This is a genomic window from Variovorax sp. ISS6, from assembly GCF_056523145.1.
In genome coordinates this window covers 551,199-576,666 of sequence record NZ_JAWRZC010000002.1, presented here as the reverse complement: position 1 = coordinate 576,666, position 25,468 = coordinate 551,199, and the positions used below count along the sequence as shown (strand labels likewise).

Sequence of the window (25,468 nt, the reverse complement as noted above, 5' to 3'; positions counted from 1 at the left end):
GGTCAGAACTGGGCCAGCCGGCGCAGGCCGACCAGCCTTTCGGCGATGAAGAGCACCACGGCGGCCAGCAGGATCAGGCAGGCCGAGATGGCGGCGATGGTGGGGTCTGGCGACTCCTCCAGGTAGTGCAGGATCTCGATCGGCAGCGTCTTGCTGCGCGCGTCGGTCAGGAAGATCGAGATCGGGTAGTTGTCCATCGAGGCGAGGAAGGCGAACAGCCCCGAGGTCAGGAAGGCCGGTGCCAGCGCCGGCACCATCACCTGCAGCAGCGCGCGCGGGCGCGACAGCCCCAGGGTCTGCGCCGCCTCGAGCAGCCGGGTGTCGAACAGCGCCAGGCTCGCATGCACCGTGCGCGTGACGTAGGGCAGGGTGATGACCACGTGCCCGATCAGCAGGCTCCAGAACACGTTGGCCAGCCCGACCGCGCGGAAGGCCTGCAGCAGCGCCACGCCGATCACCAGCCCCGGCATCATCAGCGGCGAGACCAGGAAGGCCAGCAGCGCCTCGCGGCCGCGGAAGCGCCCCTGCTCGATCGCGATCGCGCACAGCGTGCCGAGCACCAGCGCCGCCAGCGTCGCGCCCGCGGCCACCGCGGCCGACAGCAGCACGGTGTCGGCCAGGCCCTCCTTGGCCAGCATCGCGCGGTACCAGCGCAGCGACCACTGGCCCTCGGGCAGGTTGAACACCGGCGAGGGGCTGAACGAGACCAGCACCACCACCACCAGCGGCGCGAGCATGAAGACCGCGGTCGCCGCCATCAGCAGCCCGCCCGCGAGGCGGTTCCAGCGTGTGCTCATCGAAGTACCTCCGTGCTTCGCACTGCGGTGCGAGCTTGCTTGGGGCGGCCCGGCGCGGCGCTCATGTCGTGGCTCCTTGTGGCTGCGCGCGCGCCTGCAGCCGGCGCGTGAGCAGCGTGCTGCCCACCACCACCGCGACCGCGATGGCCAGCAGGATCACCGCGAGCGTCGAGCCCGACTGCCGGTCGCGCATGAACAGGTAGGCGCGCGCCAGCAGCGCGGGCAGGGTCTGGTAGCGGTCGCCCACCAGCAGCGCGGGGATCACGTACATCGACACCGCCATCGAGAACACGAAGGCCGAACCCGCCACCACGCCCGGCAGCGACAGCGGCCAGGTCACGCGCGCGAAGGCATGCAGCGGCGCCGCGCCGAGCGTGGCGGCGGCCTCGGCCAGGCGCGAGTCGATCTGGCGCGCCACCGTGAACACCGGCAGCACCATGAAGGGCAGGAACACGTGCACCGCGGCGATCACCAGCCCGCGCTCGTTGAACAGCAGCCGCGCCGGCTCGTCGACCAGCCCCAGGCCCAGCAATACCTGGTTGACCAGGCCGTTGCTGCGCAGCAGGATGGTCCAGGCGAAGCTCTTGACCACCACGCCCACCGACAGCGGCAGGATCAACGCGAGGAACATCAGCCCCTGCACCGGCAGCGAGGCGCGCGCCATGGCGAAGCCCACCGGGTAGCCGATCAAGAGGCACAGCAGCGTGACGAGCAGCGCGATCTTCAGCGTGTTCCAGACCACGACGGCGCTGAAGGGATCGGTCGCGAAGCGCGCGTAGCCCGCGAGCGAGAAGCCGCCCTGTTCGCCCTGGAAGCTGGTGGCCAGCAGCGCGGCCAGCGGCAGCACGAACAGCAACACGAGGTAGCCCGTGCCCGGCACGGCGAGCCAGCCCGGCGATCCTTCGGCGCGGCGCATGGTGCCGCTCATGGCGCCGCCTCGGCCGCGAACAGCAGCGTGTCGGACACCGGCCATTGCACCGACAGCGTCTCGCCGGGGCGCGGCGCCAGGTCGTCGTGGGCCGGGAATTCCGCGAGCAGCGTCGCGCCGCCGCCGGGCGCGCTGAAGTAGACCAGCCGGTTGGCGCCGCGGTAGACCGTCTGGCTCACCACCAGCGACAGCCGGTTCATGCCCGCGGCCGCGGGCTGCGGATCGCGCGAGGCACGCAGCCGCTCGGGCCGCACGCCCACCAGCACCTCGTGGCGCAGGCCGCCCGCGCCGACGTCGCGCGCGCGCTCGGCCGGCACCTCGATCTCGCCGCAGGCGGTGCGCACGCGCGCGCCCTCGAGCGTGCCGCGCCATTGCGAGGAGAGGCCCACGAAGTTGAGCGCGAACTCGGTGCGCGGCTGGCCGTAGATGTGCTCGGGCACGTCGAGCTGTTCGATCGCGCCGCGGTTCATCACCGCGATGCGGTCGGACATCACCAGCGCCTCTTCCTGGTCGTGCGTGACGAAGATCGCCGTCATGCCCGCGTCGCGCAGGATCTGGCGCAGCTCGACCTGCATGGTCTCGCGCAGCTTGCGATCGAGCGCCGACAGCGGCTCGTCGAGCAGGATCAGCCGCGGCCGCGTGGCGATCGCGCGCGCCACCGCCACGCGCTGCTGCTGGCCGCCCGACAGCGCCGAGATCGGCCGGTCCGCGAGCGCCGCGAGCCGCACCGAGCGCAGCGCCGCGTCCACCGCCGGCGCGAGCTCGGCGCGCGGCGTGCCGCGGGCCTTCAGGCCGAAGGCGATGTTCTCGCTGACCGTGAGGTGCGGGAACAGCGCATAGCTCTGGAACACCACGCCGATGTTGCGCTGGTGCGCGGGCAGCGCGGTCACGTCGCTGCCGCCCACGCGCACCGTGCCGGCGTCGCACGATGCGAGCCCGGCGACGATGCGCAGCAGCGTGGTCTTGCCGCAGCCCGAGGGTCCGAGCAGCGACACGAATTCGCCGGACCCCACCTGCAGGTCCAGCCCGTCCACGACCGTCTGCGCGCCGTAGCGCTTGACGATCCCGCTCAGTTCGAGGGTGCTCATGCGGCGCGCCTCACAGCGCCATCTCGCGGTCCCAGCGCTCCACCCAGGCCTTGCGGTTCTCGGCGATGTAGGCCCAGTCGGGAATGAACACCTCGCCCTTGGGCAGGCCGGCCGGCGCGGCCACGCCGGTGTTGGTGGGCATCGCGAGCGAGATCTCGGCAATCTGCTGCTGCCAGGCACCGAGCATCGCCTCGACGAAGGCATTGGCGAGGTCGGCCTGCGGCCCGCCCCGGACCTTGGCGATGCCGGTCGGCATGGCCATGCCGCCTTCCTTCGGCAGCACGAAGTCGATCGGCGCGCCCTTGGCCTTGCGGTCGAAGGCGTTGAATCCGATCATGCCCGCGATGGCCGTGGCCTCGCCCTGCTCGAGCAGGTTCAGCGCCTGCGGCAGCTGGGTGTAGACGGTCAGCAGGTTGGGCTTGAGCGCCTTGAGCTTGCGGAACGCCGCCTCGGGCTGGTACTGCGAATCCTTCATCGGCTTGCCGGTCTCGAGCGCGGCCGCCACCAGGAACATCGACAGGCCCTCGGTGTTCTGCAGCGAGGGGATCACGACCTTGCCCTTGTTGGCCGGCTCCCACAGCGCCGCGTACGAGGGCAGTTGCTTGAGCTTTCCGGTGTTGACCGCCACGCCGGTGGTCGACTGCATGTAGTTGGCCCACATGCCGTCCATGTGGACCGTGCCGGGCTTGAGCTTCGCGAGGCTGGGGATGTCCTTGGCGGTGAGCGGCTCCAGCACGCCTTCCTTGACGGCCGGGATCATCACCGGGTCGTCCATCAGCACCACCGACATGTACTGGCGGCCCTTGTTGTTGACCATCTTCTCGAGGTTCACGAGCGAGCGCGTGCCCTCGAAGATCACCTTGCAGCCGGTCTGCTTCTCGAACACCGGGATCAGCGGATCGAGGAAGGCCTTGTGGCTGCCCGCGCCGCCGACCACGAGTTCGCGGCCCTTGCCCTGGGCGCGCACCCAGGCCGGCGCGGCCAGCGTGGAAGCGGCGAGGAGTCCCTGCCCGAAGGCGCGGCGCGAGAGGCCGGATGCTGAGCGATTCATCTGCATGTCCTTGGGGGGCGATGCCCCAAATGGGTGGATGGAAGGCCGTGGCAGCCGCCAGTCAGCCCAATAATTGTGCGCTCTTCAAAAGAAATTGTGCACAATTCATGCAGCAAGCCAAATCCGTGCCAACCCCCAGGCGCGGGGTGTAGCGGAAAGAAAACGGGGAGGGCGCTACCTGCGCAACCGGCGCGCCGGCTCGGCCTCGTGCAGGTAGGCCGTGAAGGTGTCGCGCGGCGACGAGCCCGTGTGGCGCGTGAGGATTCGCCCCACCTCGCCGCGGTGGTAGCCGCCATGCGCGATCACGTGGCCCAGCATCTCCTCGCGCGACATGCGGCCGGCCGAGCCGTCGGTGAAGTCGAAGTCGAGGCTGGCTGCCAGCTCGTCGTCGCCGATCGCCTGCACATGCGCCAGGAACCAGCGGTCGTTGTCGCGCACCGCCTGCAGCAGGAGTCCGGGCGCGAGCCGCTCGGGCGAGTGGGTGCCGCCGTAGCCATGGGGCCGGCCCTCGAGGTGGGCCCTGAAGATGCCGTCGACCGCATGGGCGTGGTCGAGGGTGGCCCAGGCCGCCTCGAGGTCGTCGTCGGGCAGCCGGCCCCGCGCGGCCAGCAGGCCCGCGAACAGGCCCTCGTCGGCCCAGGCCTTGTAGCGGAACATCGAGGTCAGCAGCGTGCGTGCGCTCATCGGGGTCTCCTGGCGAGGCGCCGCGGCGCGGCGCGCTTCGGGGCAGGATGATCCCCGGCGCCCATGGCGCGGTCCAATGAAATGCAGCCGCCCCACTGATAAGAGCCCCGCATCAATGCAGGGACTGGCCGGCCGGCCGATTGCGCGGGCGCGGCTTCATGGGCACGATGCTTGCGGATGCGCCGGCGTACGGCCGATCCGCATCCTCCACCTCCAAGGCAGCGCCGATGTCCTTCCTGTGGCCCGGTTACCTCTGGTTCCTGCTGGCGCTCGCGCCGCTGCCGCTGGCCTATGCATGGCTGCTGCGGCGCCGCGGCCGGCTCGCTCAACGCTATGGCCGGCTGCAGACCGAGGGCGCCGCGACGCTGCGGCGCGGCTGGCGCCGGCACCTGCCGCCCGCGCTGTTCCTGCTGGCCTGCGCCGGCCTGCTGTTCGCCGCGGCGCGGCCGGTGGCGCGCGTGCCGCTGCCCTGGGCGCGCACCTCGATCATGCTGGCGATGGACGTCTCGCTGAGCATGCGCGTGAACGACGTCAAGCCAACTCGGCTCGAGGCAGCGCAGGCGGCGGCCAAGTCCTTCCTGCGCGAGCTGCCGCGGCGCATCGAGGTCGGCCTTGTCACCTTCGCCGGCAGCAGCCAGGTCGCGCAGCGCGCCACGCTCGACCGCGATGCGCTCGCGGCCAGCATCGATGCCTTCCAGATGCAGATGGGCACCGCGGTCGGCGATGCGATCGTGCTGTGCCTGGCCGAACTGTTCCCGCAGGACAACATCAGCCTCGGCGAGATGACCTTCGGCGGCAACGCGCCGCGCGGTCGCAGCCTCGACGACAAGGCGAAGCCGCCGCCGCGCCAGATCACGCCGGTGGCGCCCGGCTCCTACGATGCCGCCGCGATCATCCTGCTGAGCGACGGCCGCCGCACCACCGGCATCGACACGCTCGAGGCCGCGAAGATGGCGGCCGACCGCGGCGTGCGCGTCTACGTGATCGGCATGGGCACGCTCGACGGCGACATCGCCGCGCCCGACGGCATGGCGATCTACATGAAGCTCGACGAGCCCACCCTGCGCGAAGTGGCGCGCATGACCGGCGGCGAGTACCACCACGCCGGCACCGCCGAGGCGCTGCACGGCGTCTACGAGAAGCTCGGCTCGCGCGTGCAGGTGCAGCCGCGCGAGAACGAGCTCTCGGGCCTGCTGGCGCTGCTGTCGGCGCTGCTCGCGATCACGGGCGCGGCGCTGTCGGTGCTATGGTTCGGGCGCATCGTCTGAGCCGCGGTTTGCCGCCCGTCACGGGGCGGCGCCACAATCGCGGCCGTACCCGGTGGCCTGCCGGCCGACTCCCTTCATGCAGCACTCCCCATCTCCCTTGCGCACGCGTCCCATCGGTGCCGGCCACCTGCGCGCCTTCGAGGTCGTCGCGCGGCACCTGAACTTCCGCGCCGCGGCCGAGGAGATGGCGCTCACGCAGCCGGCCGTGAGCCGCCAGATCCAGGCGCTCGAGGAGGAGGTCGGCGTGCGCCTGTTCCTGCGCCACACGCGCGCGGTCGAGCTCACGAGCGCCGGCGCCCAGCTGCTGCTCGCGGTGCAGCAGGCGCTGCCGCGCATCGACAGCACCATCCGGCAGATCCGCCAGAGCGCGTCGCGCCGCAGCGTGGCGCTGACCACCTTCGCCTCGTTCGCCTCGATGTGGCTGATCCCGCGGCTGGAGGCCTTCCAGCGCGACCATCCCGACATCGACATCCGCATCGATGCCTCCGACGCGGTGATCGATCTCGAGGTCAGCGACATCGACCTCGCGCTGCGCTACGGCCGCGCCGAGCACATGCCCGAGGGCGCGGTGCGGCTGTTCGGCGAGCACCTGATGCCGGTGGCGAGCCCCTGGCTCATCAAGAGCAGCCCGCCGATCGAGAAGCCCGAGGACCTCGCGCGCTTCACGCTGATCGAGGTCGGCGACGCGCATCCGAGCTACGTCGAGTGGCTGGTCTGGCGCCGCTGGTTCGAGACCAACGGCCTGGCCCGCATCCAGCCGCGCCGCTGGCTCTACTTCAACTACGACTACCAGATGGCGCAGGCCGCGCTGACCGGCCAGGGCGTGGTGCTCGCGCGCAGCCCGCTGATCGCCGAGAGCCTCGCCAACGGCGACCTGGTCGAGGTGCTGCCGCGCCAGCGCATGGATTCGCCGATGGCCTACTGGCTCGTGAGCGGCCCGCGCGATGGCGACGGCCGGCCCGAGCTCCAGGCCTTCGGCGCATGGCTGCTGGAGCAGGCGGTGGCCACGCGCGCCGTGATCGGGGACGCGGTCGGCGACGAGGCGCCGGCGGCACGACGCCAGAGCGCCGCGTCGACGACGGCACCCTGACTGCGCCAGGGCGGCATCGTTTCGCCACGCCGTTCGTCGAGATCCGCTACGCGACCATGACAGCCACGCCGACGGCGGTGGTGGGGCGCGAGCACATCCGCCGCTGACGGGCCACCGTGGCGGGTGGGTCGAATGCTGCCGCCCGTTCAGAAGCTGAACGTTCAGGAGTTGTTCGGTGGCCGCGCGCCGAGGGCCTGACGGCCGCCAAAAGGCCCCAAAAAGCCTCGTAACCACTGCTTTCGGCGCGCAAAAAACGGTGTTTTTCCTTGGCACGGCGCTTGCCATGTCGTGTGCATGACCTCTACCACAGCCACCCCCGAAACACCCGGCGCGCACGGCGCCGATCCCGACGGCCGGCCCGCGCTGCGCGAGGGCGCGACCGGCAGCGCCACGCTCGTCGTCGCGCCGAAGCACCTGGCCAGCGCCTTCGCCGAAGAATCCGGCGAGGCCTATCCGCGGGTGCTCGCCACGCCGGCCCTGGTCGGCCTGCTCGAGCGCGCCTGCGCGGCCATCCTCGTGCCCGCCCTGCGCGCCGGCGAGATGTCGGTCGGACACCGGGTCCAGCTCGTGCACGGCGCGCCCACGGCGCTCGGCCAGGTGGTCCGCGCGAAAGCCACCTTGCTGCGCCGCGAGAAACGCCTCTACGTGTTCGGGGTCGAGGCGCGTGACGACGCGGGCGTCGTGGCCACGGGCGAGCATGCGCGCGCGATCGTGCCGGCCGCCGCGGTCGAAGCCACGGCGCTGCACCGCGCGAACGGCGCCGCGGAGGCCGCGCGATGAGCACCGCCGCGATGCTGCATCCCGAGGTCGAGACGCTCTCGCCCGCGACCCTGCGTTCACTGCAGGAAGCACGCTGGACCGAGCAGTGGCGCTACGTGCGCACCCGCTCGGTGTTCTACCGGCGCAAGCTGTCGGGCTGGCTCGACCGCGCGCTCACCCTCGACGAGCTGCAGGAGCTGCCGCTGACCGAGAAGGACGAACTGCGCCTGAGCCAGGAGGCCGACTACCCGCTCGGCGACTACGTGGCCTGCGCCGAGGGGCGCGTGGTGCGGCTGCACCGCACCTCGGGCACCACGGGCCGGCCGCTGATCCTCGCCAATTCGCGCCGCGACGCCGAGATCGTGGCCGAGGTCGGCGGCCGCTCGATGTGGGCCTCGGGCCTGCGGCCCAGCGACCGCGTGGTGCATTGCCTCAACTACTGCATGTGGACCGGTGGCTTCACCGACCACACCACGCTCGAGGCGGCCGGCGCCACCGTGCTGCCCTTCGGCGTGGGCAACACGCGGCAGCTGATCGATGCCATCCTCGACCTGAAGATCACGGCGATCTCGTGCACGCCGTCCTATCCGGCGCTGCTCGAGAGCGTGCTGCGCCAGCACTATCCGGGGCTGCAGCCGGCCGATCTGGGACTGAAGCTGGGCCTGTTCGGCGGCGAGGCGGGGCTCGACAACGCCGAGTTCCGCGCGCAGATGGAGGCGCGCTGGGGCTTCAAGGTGCGCAACGCGAACTTCGGCCTGTCGGAGGTGATGAGCATCCTCGGCGGCCAAACCGACTGGACCACCGACCTGCTGTTCCACGCCGGCGACGTGGTGTTTGCCGAGATCCTCGATCCCGCCACCCTGCAGCGGCTGCCGATCCGCGAGGGCACGGTCGGCGAGCTGGTCTGCACCCACCTGTGCAAGGAGTGCCAGCCGCTGGTGCGCTACCGCACGCGCGACGTGGTGACGGTGACCGGCACCGAGCCCGGCCCCGACGGCCGCACCGCCTGGCGCTTCCGCGTCAGCGGGCGCACCGACGACATGTTCAACGTGCGCGGCATCAACGTGTTCCCGAGCGCGGTGCGCGCGGCGATCGAGTCGCTGCCCGCGCTGAGCTCGGGGCACTTCCGCATCGTGCTGCGCGGGCCCGGCCCCTACGACCGCGTCGAGCTGCGGGCCGAGGCGGCCGCAGGGCTCGCGCCGGCCGACTGGGAAGCGGCCGCGCGCCGGCTGGAGATCGCGGTGCGCGAGCGCGCGGGCGCGAGTGCGCTGGTGGAAATGGTGCCGTTTGAGTTCTACGAACGCACCGACGGCAAGACCCAGTGGGTCGAGAAGCATTGAAGACCCGCCAGGGACCAACAAACGAGCAAAGGAATTTTCGCCATGGACTACGTCACCCTCGAAACCAGCGACGGCATCGCGCACGTGCGGCTGCAGCGGCCCGAGCGACTCAACGCCATCAGCGCCGTGGTGCTCGACGACCTGCACGAGGCGCTGCGCGAGGCGCAGTCCTCGGCCGACGTGCGCGCGATCGTGTTCTCGGGCGCGGGCCGGGCCTTCTGCGCCGGCGACGACCTCAAGGAGTTCGGCGAGCAGACGCGCACGCCGGCCTCGATCCGCCATCACATCGAGCGCATCCAGACCATCACGCGCGACCTGATGTTCGGCGGCAAGCCAGTGATCGGCGCGATCCACGGCTTCGCGGTCGGCGGCGGCTTCGAATGGCTGCTGAACTGCGACCTGGTGGTGGCCTCCGAGGACCTGGTGTGCTTCTTCCCGGAGATGGACTGGGGCCAGTTCGTGACCGGCGGCGTGACCTGGCTGCTGCCGCAGGCCGTGGGCCACCAGCGCGCGATGGAGCTCTGGCTGCTGGGCGAGCGCCAGTCGGCCGCCGACCTGCTGCGGCTGGGGCTCGCGAACTGGGTGGTGCCGCCCGAGCGCGTGCTGGCGCGCGCCTTCGAGGTGGCGGCGGTGGTGGCTTCGAAGTCGCGGGGCTCGGTGTCGCGGCTCAAGCGCGTGGTGACGATGCAGGCGCAGTCGAACCTCGCGGTGGCGCTCGAGCTCGAGCAGGAGGCCACCGTGGCCGCCTTCGCCACGCCCGACGCCGCCGAGCGCGTGCTGAAGTTCGGGCGTCGCGCCTGAACGGGGAGACCGCGATGAACGTCCGGGCCATCACCTTCGACTACTTCGGAACCCTGGTCGACGTCGACCGCGGCGGCATGGCCGGCATCGAGGCCGTGCTGGCCGAAGCCGGCCTGCGCACCGAGCGGCCGCTGTTCGAGCTCTACCTCGACTGGGACATCCGCAACGTGCAGCGCTACCGCGGCGGGCGCTGGCGCCCCTATCGCCAGGTGGCGCGCGAGGCGCTGCGCGAGACGCTCGAGGCCATCGAGCCCGGCGTCACGGCGCGGCTCGACATCGACCTGCTCAACGAGCTCTACCTCGGCCACCTGGTCGAGTCGGCGCCGCCGCATCCCGAGGTCGAGGCCATCCTGCAACGGCTGGCCGAGCGCTTTCCGCTGATGCCCATCACCAACATGGACAGCGACCTGTGGCAGCGCAGCCAGCTCGTGCGTTTCTTCGACCAGGTCACCACGGCCGAGATGGCACGGGCCTACAAGCCTTCGGAATCGATTTTCAGGCTCGCGCTCGACCGCCTCGCGGTACCGGCGGAGTCGGTGCTGCATTGCTCGCTGGCGAGCTGGGCCGACATCGACGGCGCCAAGCCGCTGGGCATGCAGGTGGCCTGGATCAACCGCGGCGCCGAGCGGCTGAGCGTCTGGCAGCCGCGGCCCGACCACGAGTTCCCCACCCTCGAGGGCGTGCTCGCCCTCCTGGACTAGTCGGTTTCTTCCATTCACTTCGAGGTACAGAACATGCGCCGTTTCCTGCTTCTTGCTGCTTCCCTGGGCCTGTGGGCCTCCCTCCTGCCCGCCAGCGCGCAGGACCTGGTCGTCAAGATCGGCCATGCCGGCCCGCTCAGCGGTTCGCAGGCCAACGCGGGCCGCGACAACGAACGCGGCGTGAAGCTCGCCATCGCCGATCTCAACGCGCAGGACTTCCGGATCGGCGGCAAGCGCGCGCGCTTCGAGTTGGTCTCGGAGGACGACCAGGGCGATCCGCGCACCGGCACCCAGGTGGCGCAGAAGATGGTCGACACCGGCGTGCGCGCGGTCATCGGGCACTACAACTCGGGCGTCTCGATTCCCGCTTCGCGCATCTACAGCCAGGAGGACATCCCGATGATCACCGGCGCGTCCTCGAACCCACAGCTCACGCGCCAGGGCTTCGCGAGCACCTTCCGGCTCGCTGCCAACGACAACGTGATGGGCGCGGCCATGGCCGAGTTCGCCGCCTCGCGCGGCCTGCGAAAGGTGGCGGTGATCGACGACCGCACCGCCTACGGCACCGGCGTGGCCGACATCTTCGTGCAGACCGCCAAGGGCCTGGGCCTCGAGGTGGTGGGGCGCGAGTTCACCAACGACAAGGCCACCGACTTCACCGCCATCCTGACCAAGTTCAAGGGGCTCGCGCCCGAGGCGGTGTTCCTCGGCGGATACTACGCGCAGGGCGCGGGCGTCGCGCGCCAGATGCGCCAGCTCGACATCAACGCGCTGCTGCTCGGCGGCGACGGCATCTGCACGGCCGAGGTGGTGCCGCTGGGCGGCAAGCTGCTCGAGGGCCGCTACTTCTGCGCGCAGAGCGGGCGCCCGCTCGACAGCCTGCCGGGCGGCCCGGCCTTCCGCGAGCGCTTCACCAAGACCTTCGACGCGCCGATCGACGCCTATGCGCCGGCCTTCTACGTGGCGACGCTGGTGGTCGCGCGCGCGATGCAGCAGGCCGGCAGCGACGAGCCGAAGAAGGTCACGGCCGCGCTGAAGACGCTGAAGATGGATTCGATGCTCGGCCCGGTGCAGTTCGACGCCACCGGCGAGTGGCTCAAGGCGCCGGTCACGGCCTACCAGATCGCCGGCGGCAAGCTGGTGCCGGTCGAGCGCAAGCAATGAGCGCGCGTGTGCCGAGGGATGGCGCCAGCGTTCCGCCGCCCGCGCTTCCTTGGCAGAATCGGCGCGACCGGTCGGCCGCGGCGTCCTCGCCGCGCGCGCCGGGCTGACGAGGACAAGGAACGCGATGACGCCGATGCTCGACGAGGTCTGGAACGTGCTGGTCGAGCGGGCGGTCGCCCAGGGCCACGGCGCGCTGCTGTTCGGCGCGGGTCGCGTGCCGCGGCGCGCCTGGACCGCGCCCGGCATCGAGGCCTCGGTTCTGGTGGCCGCGCTGTCGGCTGAGGGCGTCGCGGGGGCTCCCTGCCTGCCGGTGGCGCAGCCGCGGGGCTTCGAGTGCCTGCACCTGCGCGCCGCCGACTCGAAGACCGGCGAAGCGCTGTTCGTGGCGCTGCTCGCGCGGCCGGACAGCGCCGACCTCGGCGACGAACTGCGCCTGCTGGCCCACCTGTGGGCCGCCGCGCATTCGGCCGAGCTGGTGGCCGAGCAGCAGGGCGCGCTGCTGCAGGAGCAGTCCGCGATCGTCGAGCACATCACCGACGGCCTGCTGGTGGTCGACCGCGACCTGATGGTCAAGCACATGAATGCCGCGGCCGGCCGCATCCTGAGCCTGCATCCGCGCGAGAGCATTGGCAAGCCCTTCGGCTCGCTGCTCGATTTCGCGCCGATCATCCAGCCGCTGCTGGAAACCGGCGAGGGCTACATCGACCGCGAGCTGATCATCGACTCGCCGCAGCGGCACCTGCACCTGGTCGACACCGCGGTGCCGATCAAGAACGCGGCGGGCCAGGTGGTGTCGATCGTGAATTCGTTTCGCGAGATCCAGCGCGCCCGCCGCATGGCCGACCGCATCGCGGGCAACCATGCGCGCTACAGCTTCGACGACGTGGTGGGCACGGCGCCGCCGTTGGTGGCGGCCGTCGAGGCCGCGCGCAAGGCCGCGCGCGGTTTCGCCAACGTGCTGCTGATCGGCCAGAGCGGCGTCGGCAAGGAGGTCTTCGCCCAGGCCATCCACAACGCCAGCGCGCGCGCCGCGGGGCCATTCATCGCGATCAACTGCGCCGCGCTGCCGCGCGACCTGATCGAGAGCGAGCTGTTCGGCTATGCGCCCGGCAGCTTCACCGGCGCCACGCGCGAGGGCCGGCCCGGCAAGTTCGAGGCGGCCAGCAGCGGCACCATCTTCCTGGACGAGATCTCCGAGCTGCCGATCGACGTGCAGGCCAAGCTGCTGCGCGTGCTGCAGGAGCGCGAGGTGGTGCGCGTGGGCGACACGCGCAGCATCCCGATCGACGTGCGCGTGATCTCGGCCAGCAACCGCGACCTGCAGGCCATGATCGAGCGGCGCGAGTTCCGCGAAGACCTCTACTACCGCTGCCACGTGATCGGGATCGAGCTGCCCTCGCTGCGCGAGCGGCCCGAGGACGTGCCCGTGCTGGTGCACCACTTCCTGCGCAAGTACGCGCAGCTGCTGCGCAAGAACGTGTTCCGCGTCTCGCCGGCCCTGATGCAGCGGCTGGTCGCGCATCCGTGGCCCGGCAACGTGCGCGAGCTCGAGAACACCGTCGAGCGGCTGGTGAACATGACCGATGCCGAGACCGCCTGCGTCGACGACCTGCCCGCGTGGTTCTCCGGCGGCCAGAAACCCGACGCCGTGCCGCCGCCGCCGGTGCGCCCGGCCTCCGAGGTGCGCACGCTCGAGGAGGTCGAGAAGGAGGCGATCGCGAATGCGCTGCGTGCCTGCGGCTTCAACGTGACCGAGACCGCGCGCCGGCTCGGCATCGCGAAGCCCACGCTCTACGCCAAGATCCGCGGCAATGGGCTGCGGCTGCAGCGCGGCGGGCGTGGTGCCTTCGATGCCGAGGAGGCGCGGCCGGCCGGCCACTGACCCGATGTCAGGGCGCGAAGACGCCCGGCACCGGGTGGTAGCCGGCGCGTTGAAGGCTCAACAAGACGCACTTTGCGAATCCCAAATTGCGCGTTTCGCCGGATCGGGCAATGCTGCGGTCATGACCACCGAGACCTCCGTCGATCTCCGGACCTGGATCGGCCGCACCGAGCGCAGGGGCGACGACGTGGGCGCTGCGCCCCTGTCGGCGCTGGCCGCCACGTTCAACCGGGACGACCTCGCCTTCAACCTGGGCAGCGACGTGCCCCCGCTGTGGCACTGGCTGCATTTCATCCCGCTGGCGCGCCAGGACCAGATCGGCGCCGACGGCCATCCGCTGCGCGGCGGCTTCCTGCCGCCGATCGCACTGCCGCGCCGCATGTGGGCCGGCGGCGAGCTGCAGTTCCACCATCCGCTGCAGGTGGGCGACGAGATCGTGCGCCAGTCGCGCATCCTCGACGTGGATGCCAAGGACGGCAAGAGCGGGCCGCTGGTCTTCGTCAAGGTGCGCCACGAGATCTCGAATGCGAGGGGCATCGCCATCACCGAGCAGCAGGACATCGTCTACCGCGGCATGCCGGTCGCGGGCGCGCCTGCCCCGGCGGAAAAAAAGGCGGCCACGGACGAGGACTACCGCGAGACCGTCGTGCCCGATCCGGTGCTGCTGTTCCGCTATTCCGCGCTGACCTTCAACGGCCACCGCATCCACTACGACCGGCCCTACGCCACCGAGGTGGAGGGCTATCCGGGCCTGGTGGTCCACGGCCCGATGGTGGCCACGCTGCTGTTGGGGCTCGCGAGCCGCCAGCTGCCGCGGCGCCGCGTGCGCGGCTTCGCCTTCCGCGCCGTGCATCCCCTGTTCGACACCGCCGCCTTCGAGCTGTGCGGCAAGGCCGAGGCCGACGGTTCGCAGAAACTGTGGGCACGCAACCATGACGGCGCGCTGGCGATGGAAGCCCGCGCCAGTTTTTTCTAACCAGCAAGCAAGCAGCGATCCAATGACGAAGAACGCCGTCGACAAGTACCAAGACATCCGCGATGCCGTGCGCGCACTCTGCGCCGAGTTTCCCGACGAATACCACCGCAAGATCGACGAGCAGCGCGCCTATCCCGAGGCCTTCGTCGATGCGCTGACCAAGGCGGGCTGGCTCGCGGCGCTGATCCCCGCCGAGTACGGCGGCTCTGGCCTGGGCCTGACCGAGGCCTCGGTGATCATGGAGGAGATCAACCGCTCGGGCGGCAACTCCGGCGCCTGCCACGGACAGATGTACAACATGGGCACGCTGCTGCGCCACGGCTCCGAGCAGCAGAAGCAGCTCTACCTGCCCAAGATCGCCTCGGGCGAATGGCGCCTGCAGTCGATGGGCGTGACCGAGCCCACGACCGGCACCGACACCACCAAGATCAAGACCACGGCCGTGAAGAAGGGCGACCGCTACGTCATCAACGGCCAGAAGGTCTGGATCTCGCGCGTGCAGCACTCCGACTGGATGATCCTGCTGGCACGCACCACGCCGCTGGCCGAGGTCAGGAAGAAGTCCGAGGGCATGTCGATCTTCCTGGTCGACCTGCGCGCGGCCGAGAAGAGCGGGATGACGGTGCGGCCGATCCCGAACATGGTGAACCACGAGACCAACGAGCTGTTCTTCGAGAACCTCGAGATCCCGGCCGAGAACCTGATCGGCGAGGAAGGCCAGGGCTTCAAGTACATCCTCGACGGCCTGAATGCCGAGCGCACGCTGATCGCGGCCGAGTGCATCGGCGACGGCTACTGGTTCATCGACCGCGTGACCAAGTATGTCAACGAGCGCGTGGTGTTCGGCCGCCCGATCGGCCAGAACCAGGGCGTGCAGTTCCCGATCGCCGACGCCTACATCGAGGTCGAGGCCGCCAACCTCATGCGCTTCAAGGCCTGCGAGCTGTTCGATGCGCACCAGCCCTGCGGCGCGCAGGCCAACATGGCGAAGTACCTGGCGGCCAAGGCGAGCTGGGAAGCGGCCAACACCTGCCTGCAGTTTCATGGCGGCTTCGGCTTCGCGAACGAATACGACATCGAGCGCAAGTTCCGCGAGACGCGCCTCTACCAGGTCGCGCCGATCTCCACCAACCTGATCTACGCGTACGTCGCGGAGCACCTGCTCGGCCTGCCGCGTTCCTTCTGAGCGCCATGGCACGAACTTCCGGCAGGCGCCCGCTCGAAGGCATCACCGTCGTCACGCTCGAGCACGCGGTCGCGGCGCCCTTCGCCACGCGCCAGCTCGCGGACATGGGTGCGCGGGTCATCAAGATCGAGCGCCCGGGCGTCGGCGACTTCGCGCGCGCCTACGACCGGCGCGTGCGCGGCGAGGCCTCCTATTTCGTCTGGATCAACCGGTCCAAGGAAAGCATCACCCTCGACGTCAAGCATCCCGAGGCGCGACAGGTGCTCGCCAGGCTGCTGGGCCAGGCCGACGTGCTGGTGCAGAACCTGGCGCCTGGCGCCGCGGCGCGGCTCGGCCTGTCCGAGGAAGCGCTGCGCCCCACGCACAAGCGCCTGATCGTCTGCGACATCTCGGGCTACGGCAGCGCGGGACCGTTCCGCGACAAGAAGGCCTACGACCTGCTGATCCAGGCCGAGGCCGGCCTGCTGTCGGTGACCGGCTCGCCCGAGGAGATGGCGCGCGCCGGCATCTCGGTGGCCGACATCGCCGCCGGCATGTATGCCTACAGCGCGGTGCTGGCGGCACTGATCCAGCGCGGCATCACCGGCGAGGGCAGCCACATCGACGTGTCGATGCTCGAGTGCCTCGCCGAATGGATGGGCAACCCGCTCTACTACGGCTTCGAGGGCCAGGCGCAGGCCGCGCGCGCGGGCGCCAGCCATCCGAGCATCTATCCCTACGGCCCCTTCACGGCGGGCGACGGCAAGACCGTGCTGTTCGGCCTGCAGAACGAGCGCGAGTGGAAGGCCTTCTGCGAACAGGTGCTCGCGCACCCGGAGCTGGCCACCGACGAACGCTTCGACGCCAACGCCAAGCGCAGCGCCCACCGGGTGGAACTCAAGCAGCGCATCGAGTCGCTGCTGCAGCCGCTGACGGCGGCCCAGTGCATCGCGCGCCTCGACGCCGCCAACATCGGCAACGCCAGCGTCAACGGCATCGCGGACGTCTGGGCCCATCCCCAGCTGCGCGCTCGCGAGCGCTGGCTCGAGGTGGGTTCGCCCGTCGGGCCGATCTTGGCGCTGAAGCCGCCGGCCGACAACGACCGCTTCGCGCCGCGCATGGACCCGGTTCCTGCGCTGGGCGAGCACACCGACGCCATCCTGCAAGCGCTGGGCTATGGCCCCGAAGAGATCGCGCGCCTGCGCGACAGCCAGATCCTCTGAAAGAACATTCGACATGACCACCTCGAGCACCCCCGAGTCCATCCTGGCCAGCTTTGCCGCCGACCTGAAGGCCGAAGACATTCCGCCGGCGGTGCTGCGCCGCGCCGAGGACCTGCTCCTCGACTGGGTCGGCTCGGCACTGGCCGGCAAGGGCGCGCGCCCGGTCGAGAGCATCACGCGCTTCGCGTCCGCCATGGGCGCGGGCGACGGCCGCAGCGAGATCCTGATCCACCGCACGCGTTCCAGCCCCCTGATGGCCGCGATGGCGAATGCTGCGGCTTCGCATTTCGCCGAGCAGGACGACGTGCACAACGGCTCCGTGTTCCATCCGGCCGCCGTGGTGTTCCCGGTGGCGCTCGCGATCTCCCAGGCGCATGGCCTCAGCGGCGCGCAGTTGCTGACCGCGGCGGTTGCCGGCTACGAGGTCGGCATCCGCGTCGGCGAGTTCCTGGGCCGCTCGCACTACAAGATCTTCCACACCACCGGCACCGCGGGTGCCGTGGCCGCCGCGGTGACGGCCGGCCACCTGCTGGCGCTCACGCCCGACCAGATGCTGCATGCGATCGGTTCCGCGGGCACCCAGGCCTCGGGCCTGTGGGAGTTCCTGCGCGACGCCGCCGATTCGAAGCAGCTGCACACGGCGCATGCGGCCGGCGCCGGCCTCACGGCGGCCTACCTGGCCAAGGACGACTTCACGGGCGCGCGGCGCATCCTGACCGGCGCGCAGGGCATGGCCGCGGGCATGTCGAGCGATGCCGATCCGGCCCGGCTCACGGACGGCCTCGGCACGCGCTGGGCGCTGGCCGAGACCTCGTTCAAGTTCCACGCTTCGTGTCGCCACACGCATCCCGCGGCCGATGCGCTGCAGCAGATCCTGCAGCGCCACCAGCTCGCGGCCGGCGACGTGAAGGCGGTGACGGCGCAGGTGCACCAGGCGGCCATCGATGTCCTCGGCCCGGTCACCGATCCGCAGACCGTGCACCAGTCGAAGTTCTCGATGGGCACCGTGCTCGGCCTGGTGGCTGTGCATGGCCGCGCGGGCCTGTCGGAATTCGACGGGCACTTCAAGGACGCCGCGGTCTCGGCCTTCCACGACAAGGTGAGCATGGTTCTCGATGCCGAGGTGGACCGGGCCTATCCGGCGCGATGGATCGGCAAGGTGCATGTTGATACCATCGACGGCCGCCGCCTCGAGGGCCGCGTCGACGAACCCAAGGGCGATCCCGGCAACACCCTCGAGCGCCATGAACTGGAAGAGAAGGCGACGCGCCTGGCGCTCTACCGCCACGGCGCCACGGCCGCCGAGATGCAGAGCGTCATCGGCTGGGCCTGGTCGCTGATGTCGGTGGCGCGCGTCGGCATCCTGCTGGAGCCGGTCGATTCCCGATGAGCTCGCGGGCCGGGGCGGCGGGCGAGCGGCAAAGTCGGAAAGCAAGATGATCCACTTCGATCTGGTAGACCTGCGGCTGTTCCTGGCCATCGCCGAGGCCAACAGCCTCACGCGCGGCGCCGAGGCCACGTTCATGTCGGTCTCGGCGGCGAGCATCCGCGTCAAGAACCTCGAGGAAAGCGTGGGCACCAAGCTGCTGTACCGCAGCAGCCAGGGCGTGACCCTCTCGCCGCCGGGTCAGGCGCTGGCCTATCACGCGCGCCTGGTGGTCGGCCAGCTCGAGCACCTGCGCAACGACCTGCAGGAGTACGCGAGCGGCATCAAGGGCCATCTGCGCGTGTTCGCGAGCACGACGGCCATCACCGATTTCCTGCCGGCCGTGATGAGCCGTTACCTCATCACCCATCCCGACGTGAACGTCGACCTGCGCGAGCGCGGCAGCGGCGACATCGTGCGCGCGGTGTCCGACGGGCACACCGACATCGGCATCGTCTCGGGGCGCGTGCGCACCGAGGGGCTCGAGGTCGTGCCCTATCGCGAGGACCGGCTGGTGCTGGTGGTGCCCGACGGCCATGCGCTCGCGGTCCGCTCGCCGGTGCCCTTCGCCGAGACCCTCGAGTACGAGCACGTGGTGCTCAACGAGGGCACGGCCATCCATTCGTTCCTGAACCAGATCGCCCGCGACATGAACCGCGTGCTCAAGCCGCGCATCCAGGTCGGCAACTTCGAGGCCTGCTGCAAGATGACCGAATCGAACGTCGGCATCAGCATCATGCCGGGCACCTCGGCCGAGCGTTACCGGCAGTACATGGCCGTCCAGGTCGTCCAGCTCGAGGACGACTGGGCGCTGCGCAACCTGCAGATCTGCTTTCGCAGCCTCGAAGCCTTGCCGGGCTTCGCGCGCGACCTGGTCGAGCTGCTGAAGGCCGATGCGCTGTCGGCCACGCGGTCCTCGGGCGGCGAGGCCGATTGATTTTCAGCCCCCCGGGCTTGAGCAGCGCGCAAGCACCGGGTCGGTCTTGTTCATGACTGCGCCGCTGCCGCGCCGGCCAGTCGCAACGCACGTTCACCTGCTTCCTGCACGATCGCCTGGGCACGCATCATGACGGGGCGGTCCACCATCCTGCCGTCCACCGCGACGGCGGCGCCCGCCGAACGCGCGGCCGCCTCGAGCACGCGGCGCGCCCAGGCGAGTTCCTCGGCGCTGGCACAGAAGGCCGCGTTCACCGCGCTCACCTGCTTCGGATGGATGCACAGCTTGGCGCCGAAGCCGAGCCGCCGCGAACGCAGCGTGTCGGCCGTGAGCGCGGCCTGGTCGTCGATGGAGGTGCTGACGCCGTCGATCGGCGCGCCCAGCCGGGCCAGGCGCGAGGCCATCACCAGCTGCGCGCGGTAGGGCAGCAGTTCGAGCTCGTCGCCCGAGATGCCCAGGTCGAGCTGGAAGTCGATCGATCCGAACACCAGCCGCTGCACGCCCTGCGCCCGCGCGATGGTGTGGACGTTGTGGAGCCCGGCCGCGGTCTCGATCATCGGAAACACCGCCGTGCCCGCGCCGATGCACGACACGCTGAAGACCTCGTCGATGCGTTCCGTCTTGGGCAGCATGACGCCCGCGACACCGGGCAGCCGGGCCAGCGCCAGGTCGTCCTTGAACCAGGGCGTGTCGGCCGCGTTGATGCGGATGATCACGCGATGGTGGGCCGCCAGCCAGGCGGCCACGGAATGGCGCGCCTCGGTCTTGTTCTCGGGAGGCACCGCGTCCTCGAGGTCGATGACGACGGCATCGGCGCCGCAGGCCAGCGCCTTGTCGAAGCGGTCGGGACGGTTCGCGGGCACGAAGAGGAAGGAGCGTTGGGGCAGTGTCATGGTTTCGCCAGTGAGTTCGCCCTGAAGAATGCCCACCGCGCGCGGGCCGCGCAATTTGCGCTTCCACAAGCCGCCATTTCGCGTGGCCAAACACCGGCCGGATGAGCAGGCCCTGTTCGACATCGACCCCGCACCGCTCCTGCCTTGAGGGCTCGCGAAGTGCCCGTTTGCGAATCTCAAATAGCGCGCGGCGCACGGATCCAGGAAGCTCCGCGCGCCGGCATGCAACGCCGTGCGCAACACCACGGACCCATGAACGAACTGATCCACGCTTCACCGGCGGCACTCGACACCTTGCATCGACAGTGGGCGCAGGCCCATGAAGCGCTCTGCGCGAATCCGCTGAAGCTCAGCATGGCGCGCGGCGTGCCGTCGGCCGAACAGGTCGCGCTGTCCGAGGGCCTGCTGGCGCTGCCCGGCACGCAGGACTTCCTCGCCGAGGACGGCACCGACTGCCGCAACTACATGGGCCTGCAGGGCCTGCCCGAAGCGCGCCGGCTGTTCGCCTTCATGCTCGGCGTGCCGCCCGAGCAGGTGGTCGCCGGCGGCAACTCGAGCCTGTCGATGATGTACGACTGCGTCTCGCACGCCTGGCGCGCCGGCGTGCCCGGCGGCAGCGAGCCATGGCATGCCGTGCCCTCGGGCGTCGCCTTCCTCTGCCCGGTGCCCGGCTACGACCGCCACTTCGCGATCTGCGAGGCCTTCGGCATCCGCCTGATCCCGGTGCCGCTGCACGACGACGGGCCCGACATGGAGGCGGTGCGCGCCCATGTGCGGGACCCGTCGGTGCGCGGCATGTGGTGCGTGCCCAAGTACAGCAACCCGACCGGCGCCGTGTATTCGGATGCGGTCGTCGAGGCGCTCGCGTCCATGCCCACGGCCGCGCCGGACTTCCGCCTGTTCTGGGACAACGCCTACGGCCTGCACCACCTCGGCGTGGAGGAGGTGCAGATCGCGAACATCGCCGAGCGCTGCGCGGCGCACGGCCATGCGAACCGGCCGCTGGTGTTCGCCTCCACCTCGAAGATCACCTTCGCCGGTGCCGGCGTCGCGCTGTTCGGCGCCTCGCCCGAGAACCTGCGCTGGTGGCTCGGCCATGCGGCGGTGCGCAGCGTGGGTCCCGACAAGCTCAACCAGCTGCGCCATGTGCGCTTCCTGCGCGATCGCGTGGGCCTCGAGATGCTGATGCTGCGCCACCGCGCCCTGCTGGCGCCGCGCTTCGACCGCGTGCTGGATGTGTTCGAGCGCGAACTGGGCCCGCTGGGCATCGCGCAATGGACTCGCCCGCGCGGCGGCTACTTCATCGCGCTCGACGTGCAGCCGGGCACGGCCCGCCGCGTGGTCGAGCTCGCGGGCCGCGCGGGCGTCACGCTCACGCCGGCCGGCGCGCCGTTCCCGGGCGGCATCGATCCGTTGGACCGCACGCTGCGCATCGCGCCGTCCTCGCCGTCGATCGAGCAGCTGGGCCGCGCCGCCGAAGTGGTCGCGCTGTGCGTGCGGCTGGCCGCCGCCGAACAGCTGGTGGCGGCGCGCGCTGCCTGAACTCCCTTTTTTCCCATCCTCCGCTGGAGCTCCCGCATGAAGAAGAAACAAGCATCGATCCTGGCCGTCTCCGCGTTGGCGGCATCGGCCGCGCTGACCGCCGGCAGCGCGCTCGCGCAGGCCAACGACACCCTCGCCAAGGTCAAGGCCTCGGGCGCCATCACCGAGGGCGTGCGCGAGTCCTCGGGCCTGGCCTACACGCTGGGCAACGGCCAGTACACGGGCTTTCACTTCGACGTCTGTGCCAACATCATCAAGGACCTCGAGAAGTCGCTCGGCCGCAAGCTCGAGGTCAAGTACCAGCCCGTGACCTCGCAGAACCGCATTCCGCTGGTGCAGAACGGCACCGTCGACCTCGAGTGCGGCTCGACCACCAACAACGCCGCGCGGCAGAAGGACGTGGCCTTCGGCGTGACCACCTACATCGAGGAGACCAAGATCCTCGTGAAGGCGAATTCGAGCATCCATGCGCTCGCGGACCTCAAGGGCAAGACGGTCGTCACCACCACCGGCACCACGCCGCTGCAGACCCTGCGCAAGCAGAAGCGCGCCGAGAACCTGAGCTTCTCCGAGGTCTACGGTAAGGACCATTCCGACAGCTTCCTGCTGCTCGAATCCGACCGCGCCGATGCCTTCGTGCTCGACGCCTCGGTGCTGGCCTCGCTGGCGGCGAAGTCGAAGTCGCCGAAGGACTTCAGGCTGCTGCCCGACGTGCTGGCCGTCGAGCCCATCGCGATCATGATCCGCAAGGACGACCCCGCGTTCAAGGCCGCGGTGGACGAGAGCATCAAGGCCCAGGCCAGGTCGGGCGAGCTCGCCAGGCTCTACGACAAGTGGTTCCTGAAGCCGATCCCGCCCGTGGGCGTGACCATCAACCTGCCGCTGGGCGAAGCCACGAAGAACGCCTGGGCCAATCCGAGCGACAAGCCGGCGGAAGCCTACGTGGCCAAGGAATAGGCCCGCGCAACCGTCCCATGCCCTGTTCGTCGCGCCGCCTTGATCACTCCTGAAGTGCCTGTTTGCGAATCGCAAATGGCGCCGCGCGCATCGATGTAGGAAGCTTCGTCCACCGATATGAAACGCTACTCACACTGGATCGACGGACAGGAAGCCGCCCCTCTCGGCGGTACCTGGTTCGAAACACACAACCCCTACACCGGCGAGGCCTGGGCCGAGATCGCCTCGGGCAGCGCGGCCGACGTGGACGCCGCCGTGCAGGCGGCGCACCGGGCCTTCACCGAGGGCCCCTGGGCCAGGCTCACGGCCACCGAGCGCGGTGCGCTGCTGCGCCGCGTCGGCGACCTGATCGCCCGCGATGCGCGCCGGCTGGCCGAGATCGAGGTGCGCGACAACGGCAAGCTGCTGGCCGAGATGCTGGGGCAGCTCGACTACATCCCGCAGTGGTTCTACTACTTCGGCGGCCTGGCCGACAAGGTCGAAGGGCGCGTGATGCCGCTCGACAAGCCGGGCTACTTCAACTTCACGCGCCGCGAGCCGCTCGGCGTGGTGGCCGCCATCACGCCCTGGAACTCGCCGCTGCTGCTGGCCACTTGGAAGATCGCGCCCGCGCTCGCCGCGGGCTGCACGGTGGTCATCAAGCCCTCGGAGTTCACCTCGGCATCGAGCCTGGAATTCGCCCGGCTGTTCGAGGAGGCGGGCTTTCCCGCCGGCGTGATCAACGTGGTCACGGGCTTCGGCCGCGAGGTGGGCGCCACGCTCGTCGAGCATCCGCGGGTCGCGAAGATCACCTTCACCGGCGCCGACGCCACCGGCCGCGCCATCAACGAGGCGGCCGCGCGCCAGTTCAAGCACGTGAGCCTGGAGCTCGGCGGCAAGTCGCCCAACATCGTCTTCGCGGACGCGAACCTCGACGACGCCGTGAACGGCGCGGTCTCGGGCATCTTCGCGGCCACCGGCCAGACCTGCATCGCGGGCTCGCGCCTGCTGGTGCAGGACGCGGTGTACGACGAGGTGGTCGAGCGCCTGCTTGCACTGGCGCGCACCGCGCGCATGGGCGACCCGATGTCGATGGACACCCAGGTCGGCCCGGTGACCACGCGACCCCAGTACGACAAGGTGCTGAGCTACATCCGGATCGCGAAGGACGAGGGTGCCCGGCTGCTGCTCGGCGGCGGTCCCGCCACCGGCGAGGCCTGCGGCACCGGCTGGTTCGTGCAGCCGACGATCTTCGGCGACGTCGACAACGGCATGCGCATCGCGCAGGAAGAGGTCTTCGGCCCCGTGCTCTCGATCATCCGCTTCAAGGACGAGGACGACGCGGTGCGCATCGCCAACGACGTGCGCTTCGGGCTCGGCTCGGGCGTGTGGACGCGCGACATGGGCCGTGCGTTCCGGATGTCCGAGCGGTTGCAGGCCGGCATGGTGTGGATCAACACCTACCGCGCCGTGAGCTTCATGTCGCCGTTCGGCGGCTACAAGGATTCGGGCCTGGGCCGCGAGAACGGCATTGACGCGATCAACGAATACCTGCAGACCAAGAGCGTCTGGATCAACACCGGCGCGGCGACGGCCAATCCCTTCGTCATGCGCTGAGCATCGATCCCTTCTTTCCATCATTCACCACCTCCACTCACTCCCATGTCCACCATCGATTGGCCTCAGCAAATCTTCGAAGGCTTCAAGAACCTCGGCGTCCGGCAGGTCGCCTACGTCCCCGACGCGGGCCACAGCCAGCTGATCCGCATGTGCGAGGCGGACCCCGGGATCCACGCGGTCTCGCTCACCACCGAGGAGGAGGGCGTCGCGATGCTGGGCGGTGCCTGGCTCGGTGGCGACCGCGGCGTGCTGCTGCTGCAGTCCAGCGGCGTCGGCAACTGCATCAACATGCTGTCGCTGCAGCACGAGACGCGCATGCCGCTGTTCATGGTCGTGACGATGCGCGGCGAATGGGGCGAGTTCAACCCCTGGCAGGTCGCGATGGGCAAGTCGACGCAGGCGGTGCTCGAGGACTCGGGCGTCTACGTGTACCGCGCCGATTCGCCCGAGGAGGTTCCGCCCACCGTGCTCGCCGGCGCGAAGTTCGCCTACCAGACCGGGCGCAGCGTCGCGGTGCTGATCGGGCAGCGCGTCATCGGCACGAAGAATTTCAACAAGTGAGCATCGCCATGTCATCCACAGCAGAGAACCAAGCCGTCCTGAATCGCCGCGAAGTGGTGGCGCGCATCCTTCGCGACCGGGGCGAGGCGCTGGCCATCACCAGCCTGGGAAACCCGACCTTCGACGTGGCCGCCGCGGGCGACGGTCCGCAGAACTTCTACCTCTGGGGCGCGATGGGCGGCGCCGTGATGGTGGGCCTGGGTCTGGCCCGCGCGCAGCCGAAGAAGCGCGTCATCGTGTTCGTTGGCGACGGCGAGATGATGATGGGCCTGGGCTCGCTGGCGACCGCCGCGGTCGACCGCACCGAGAACCTCACGGTCGTCGTGATCGACAACGAGCACTACGCGGAGACCGGCATGCAGCCGGCCCATGCGGGCCGCGGCGTCGACATCACCGAGGTGGCCAAGGCCACGGGCTTCCCGCAGGCGCTGACGGTGCGCACGGCCGCGGAGCTCGAGGAGGCGGTCGACAGGATCCTCCACGGCCAGGGCCCGGTGCTCGCGACCATCAAGGTCACGACGGATCCCGCGCCGACGGCGCTGCCGCCGCGCGACGGCCCGTTCCTGCGCAGCCGCTTTCGCACCGCGCTGCTGGGTGCCGAAGCGCACGTCTGAGGCCCGCGGCCCCGCGCAGACC

At 70.3% G+C, this 25,468-nt stretch carries 24 protein-coding genes; 18 read left to right on the top strand and 6 right to left on the bottom strand.

The window, feature by feature from the left end; all coding sequences use genetic code 11:
• Positions 1-2 precede the first annotated feature (2 nt).
• From AC1HIL_RS34295 to AC1HIL_RS34275, 5 genes are all read right to left on the bottom strand, one after another.
• A complete protein-coding gene (locus AC1HIL_RS34295) occupies positions 3-797 on the bottom strand; it encodes an ABC transporter permease (RefSeq protein ID WP_093345404.1) in 795 nt (264 codons plus the stop codon).
• A 61-nt stretch (positions 798-858) separates the two neighbouring features.
• Positions 859-1,725, bottom strand: a complete 867-nt coding sequence (locus AC1HIL_RS34290; protein ID WP_296742429.1) for an ABC transporter permease — start codon at positions 1,723-1,725, stop codon at positions 859-861.
• Positions 1,722-2,813 (bottom strand): ABC transporter ATP-binding protein, encoded by a 1,092-nt coding sequence (locus AC1HIL_RS34285; RefSeq protein WP_296742432.1) that lies wholly within the window; start codon positions 2,811-2,813, stop codon positions 1,722-1,724. The genes AC1HIL_RS34290 and AC1HIL_RS34285 overlap by 4 nt, the downstream gene beginning before the upstream one ends.
• Positions 2,814-2,823: 10 nt before the next feature.
• Positions 2,824-3,864 carry an extracellular solute-binding protein gene (locus AC1HIL_RS34280; RefSeq protein ID WP_296742434.1) on the bottom strand — a complete coding sequence of 347 codons (1,041 nt, stop codon included), beginning with the start codon at positions 3,862-3,864 and terminating at the stop codon, positions 2,824-2,826.
• 174 nt (positions 3,865-4,038) lie between these two features.
• Complete coding sequence (locus tag AC1HIL_RS34275) at positions 4,039-4,548, bottom strand: DinB family protein (RefSeq protein WP_296742437.1); 510 nt, start codon at positions 4,546-4,548, stop codon at positions 4,039-4,041.
• Between the two features lie 227 nt (positions 4,549-4,775).
• Between AC1HIL_RS34275 and AC1HIL_RS34270 the strand changes: the two genes are divergently transcribed.
• The 13 genes from AC1HIL_RS34270 to AC1HIL_RS34210 all read left to right on the top strand — a co-directional run bounded on the left by AC1HIL_RS34270 (position 4,776) and on the right by AC1HIL_RS34210 (position 19,280).
• Complete coding sequence (locus tag AC1HIL_RS34270) at positions 4,776-5,816, top strand: VWA domain-containing protein (RefSeq protein WP_261216763.1); 1,041 nt, start codon at positions 4,776-4,778, stop codon at positions 5,814-5,816.
• A gap of 76 nt (positions 5,817-5,892) precedes the next feature.
• Positions 5,893-6,906, top strand: a complete 1,014-nt coding sequence (locus AC1HIL_RS34265; protein WP_296742441.1) for a LysR substrate-binding domain-containing protein — start codon at positions 5,893-5,895, stop codon at positions 6,904-6,906.
• A gap of 294 nt (positions 6,907-7,200) precedes the next feature.
• Entirely contained in the window at positions 7,201-7,686 is a 486-nt protein-coding gene (locus AC1HIL_RS34260) for a thioesterase family protein (RefSeq protein WP_296742444.1), read from the top strand.
• Entirely contained in the window at positions 7,683-9,005 is a 1,323-nt protein-coding gene (locus AC1HIL_RS34255; protein WP_479669011.1) for a phenylacetate--CoA ligase family protein, read from the top strand. The genes AC1HIL_RS34260 and AC1HIL_RS34255 overlap by 4 nt, the downstream gene beginning before the upstream one ends.
• 42 nt (positions 9,006-9,047) lie before the next feature.
• Positions 9,048-9,806, top strand: coding sequence for an enoyl-CoA hydratase/isomerase family protein (locus AC1HIL_RS34250; protein ID WP_296736128.1), 759 nt, complete (start codon positions 9,048-9,050; stop codon positions 9,804-9,806).
• A gap of 14 nt (positions 9,807-9,820) precedes the next feature.
• Positions 9,821-10,507, top strand: coding sequence for an HAD family hydrolase (locus AC1HIL_RS34245; protein ID WP_203207648.1), 687 nt, complete (start codon positions 9,821-9,823; stop codon positions 10,505-10,507).
• A 33-nt stretch (positions 10,508-10,540) separates the two neighbouring features.
• Entirely contained in the window at positions 10,541-11,671 is a 1,131-nt protein-coding gene (locus tag AC1HIL_RS34240) for a branched-chain amino acid ABC transporter substrate-binding protein (protein ID WP_479669012.1), read from the top strand.
• Positions 11,672-11,795: 124 nt separating this feature from the next.
• Entirely contained in the window at positions 11,796-13,553 is a 1,758-nt protein-coding gene (locus tag AC1HIL_RS34235) for a sigma-54 interaction domain-containing protein (protein WP_479669013.1), read from the top strand.
• A 121-nt stretch (positions 13,554-13,674) separates the two neighbouring features.
• Entirely contained in the window at positions 13,675-14,529 is an 855-nt protein-coding gene (locus AC1HIL_RS34230) for an HTD2 family dehydratase (RefSeq protein WP_296736139.1), read from the top strand.
• Between the two features lie 22 nt (positions 14,530-14,551).
• Positions 14,552-15,715 (top strand): acyl-CoA dehydrogenase family protein, encoded by a 1,164-nt coding sequence (locus AC1HIL_RS34225; RefSeq protein ID WP_296736141.1) that lies wholly within the window; start codon positions 14,552-14,554, stop codon positions 15,713-15,715.
• A 5-nt stretch (positions 15,716-15,720) separates the two neighbouring features.
• Positions 15,721-16,917, top strand: a complete 1,197-nt coding sequence (locus tag AC1HIL_RS34220) for a CaiB/BaiF CoA transferase family protein (protein WP_479669014.1) — start codon at positions 15,721-15,723, stop codon at positions 16,915-16,917.
• Positions 16,918-16,930: 13 nt separating this feature from the next.
• Positions 16,931-18,307 carry an MmgE/PrpD family protein gene (locus AC1HIL_RS34215; protein WP_296736147.1) on the top strand — a complete coding sequence of 459 codons (1,377 nt, stop codon included), beginning with the start codon at positions 16,931-16,933 and terminating at the stop codon, positions 18,305-18,307.
• 46 nt (positions 18,308-18,353) lie between these two features.
• Positions 18,354-19,280, top strand: coding sequence for a LysR family transcriptional regulator (locus AC1HIL_RS34210; RefSeq protein WP_296736150.1), 927 nt, complete (start codon positions 18,354-18,356; stop codon positions 19,278-19,280).
• A gap of 50 nt (positions 19,281-19,330) precedes the next feature.
• Here AC1HIL_RS34210 and AC1HIL_RS34205 read toward each other — a convergent pair whose 3' ends face one another.
• Complete coding sequence (locus AC1HIL_RS34205) at positions 19,331-20,173, bottom strand: HpcH/HpaI aldolase/citrate lyase family protein (RefSeq protein ID WP_422099309.1); 843 nt, start codon at positions 20,171-20,173, stop codon at positions 19,331-19,333.
• A 252-nt stretch (positions 20,174-20,425) separates the two neighbouring features.
• Here AC1HIL_RS34205 and AC1HIL_RS34200 point away from each other — a divergent pair, with 252 nt between their 5' ends.
• The 5 genes from AC1HIL_RS34200 (at position 20,426) to AC1HIL_RS34180 (ending at position 25,446) form a co-directional block, all read left to right on the top strand.
• Positions 20,426-21,715 carry an aspartate aminotransferase type Ic gene (locus tag AC1HIL_RS34200; protein ID WP_413765251.1) on the top strand — a complete coding sequence of 430 codons (1,290 nt, stop codon included), beginning with the start codon at positions 20,426-20,428 and terminating at the stop codon, positions 21,713-21,715.
• A gap of 36 nt (positions 21,716-21,751) precedes the next feature.
• Positions 21,752-22,672, top strand: coding sequence for an amino acid ABC transporter substrate-binding protein (locus AC1HIL_RS34195; protein WP_296736177.1), 921 nt, complete (start codon positions 21,752-21,754; stop codon positions 22,670-22,672).
• A 117-nt stretch (positions 22,673-22,789) separates the two neighbouring features.
• Positions 22,790-24,268, top strand: coding sequence for an aldehyde dehydrogenase (locus tag AC1HIL_RS34190; RefSeq protein ID WP_479669015.1), 1,479 nt, complete (start codon positions 22,790-22,792; stop codon positions 24,266-24,268).
• A 45-nt stretch (positions 24,269-24,313) separates the two neighbouring features.
• Positions 24,314-24,832 carry a thiamine pyrophosphate-binding protein gene (locus AC1HIL_RS34185; protein WP_296742232.1) on the top strand — a complete coding sequence of 173 codons (519 nt, stop codon included), beginning with the start codon at positions 24,314-24,316 and terminating at the stop codon, positions 24,830-24,832.
• An 8-nt stretch (positions 24,833-24,840) separates the two neighbouring features.
• Positions 24,841-25,446: a thiamine pyrophosphate-dependent enzyme gene (locus AC1HIL_RS34180; RefSeq protein WP_296742234.1), complete on the top strand. Its 606-nt coding sequence runs from the start codon at positions 24,841-24,843 to the stop codon at positions 25,444-25,446.
• The last annotated feature ends 22 nt before the right edge of the window (positions 25,447-25,468 follow it).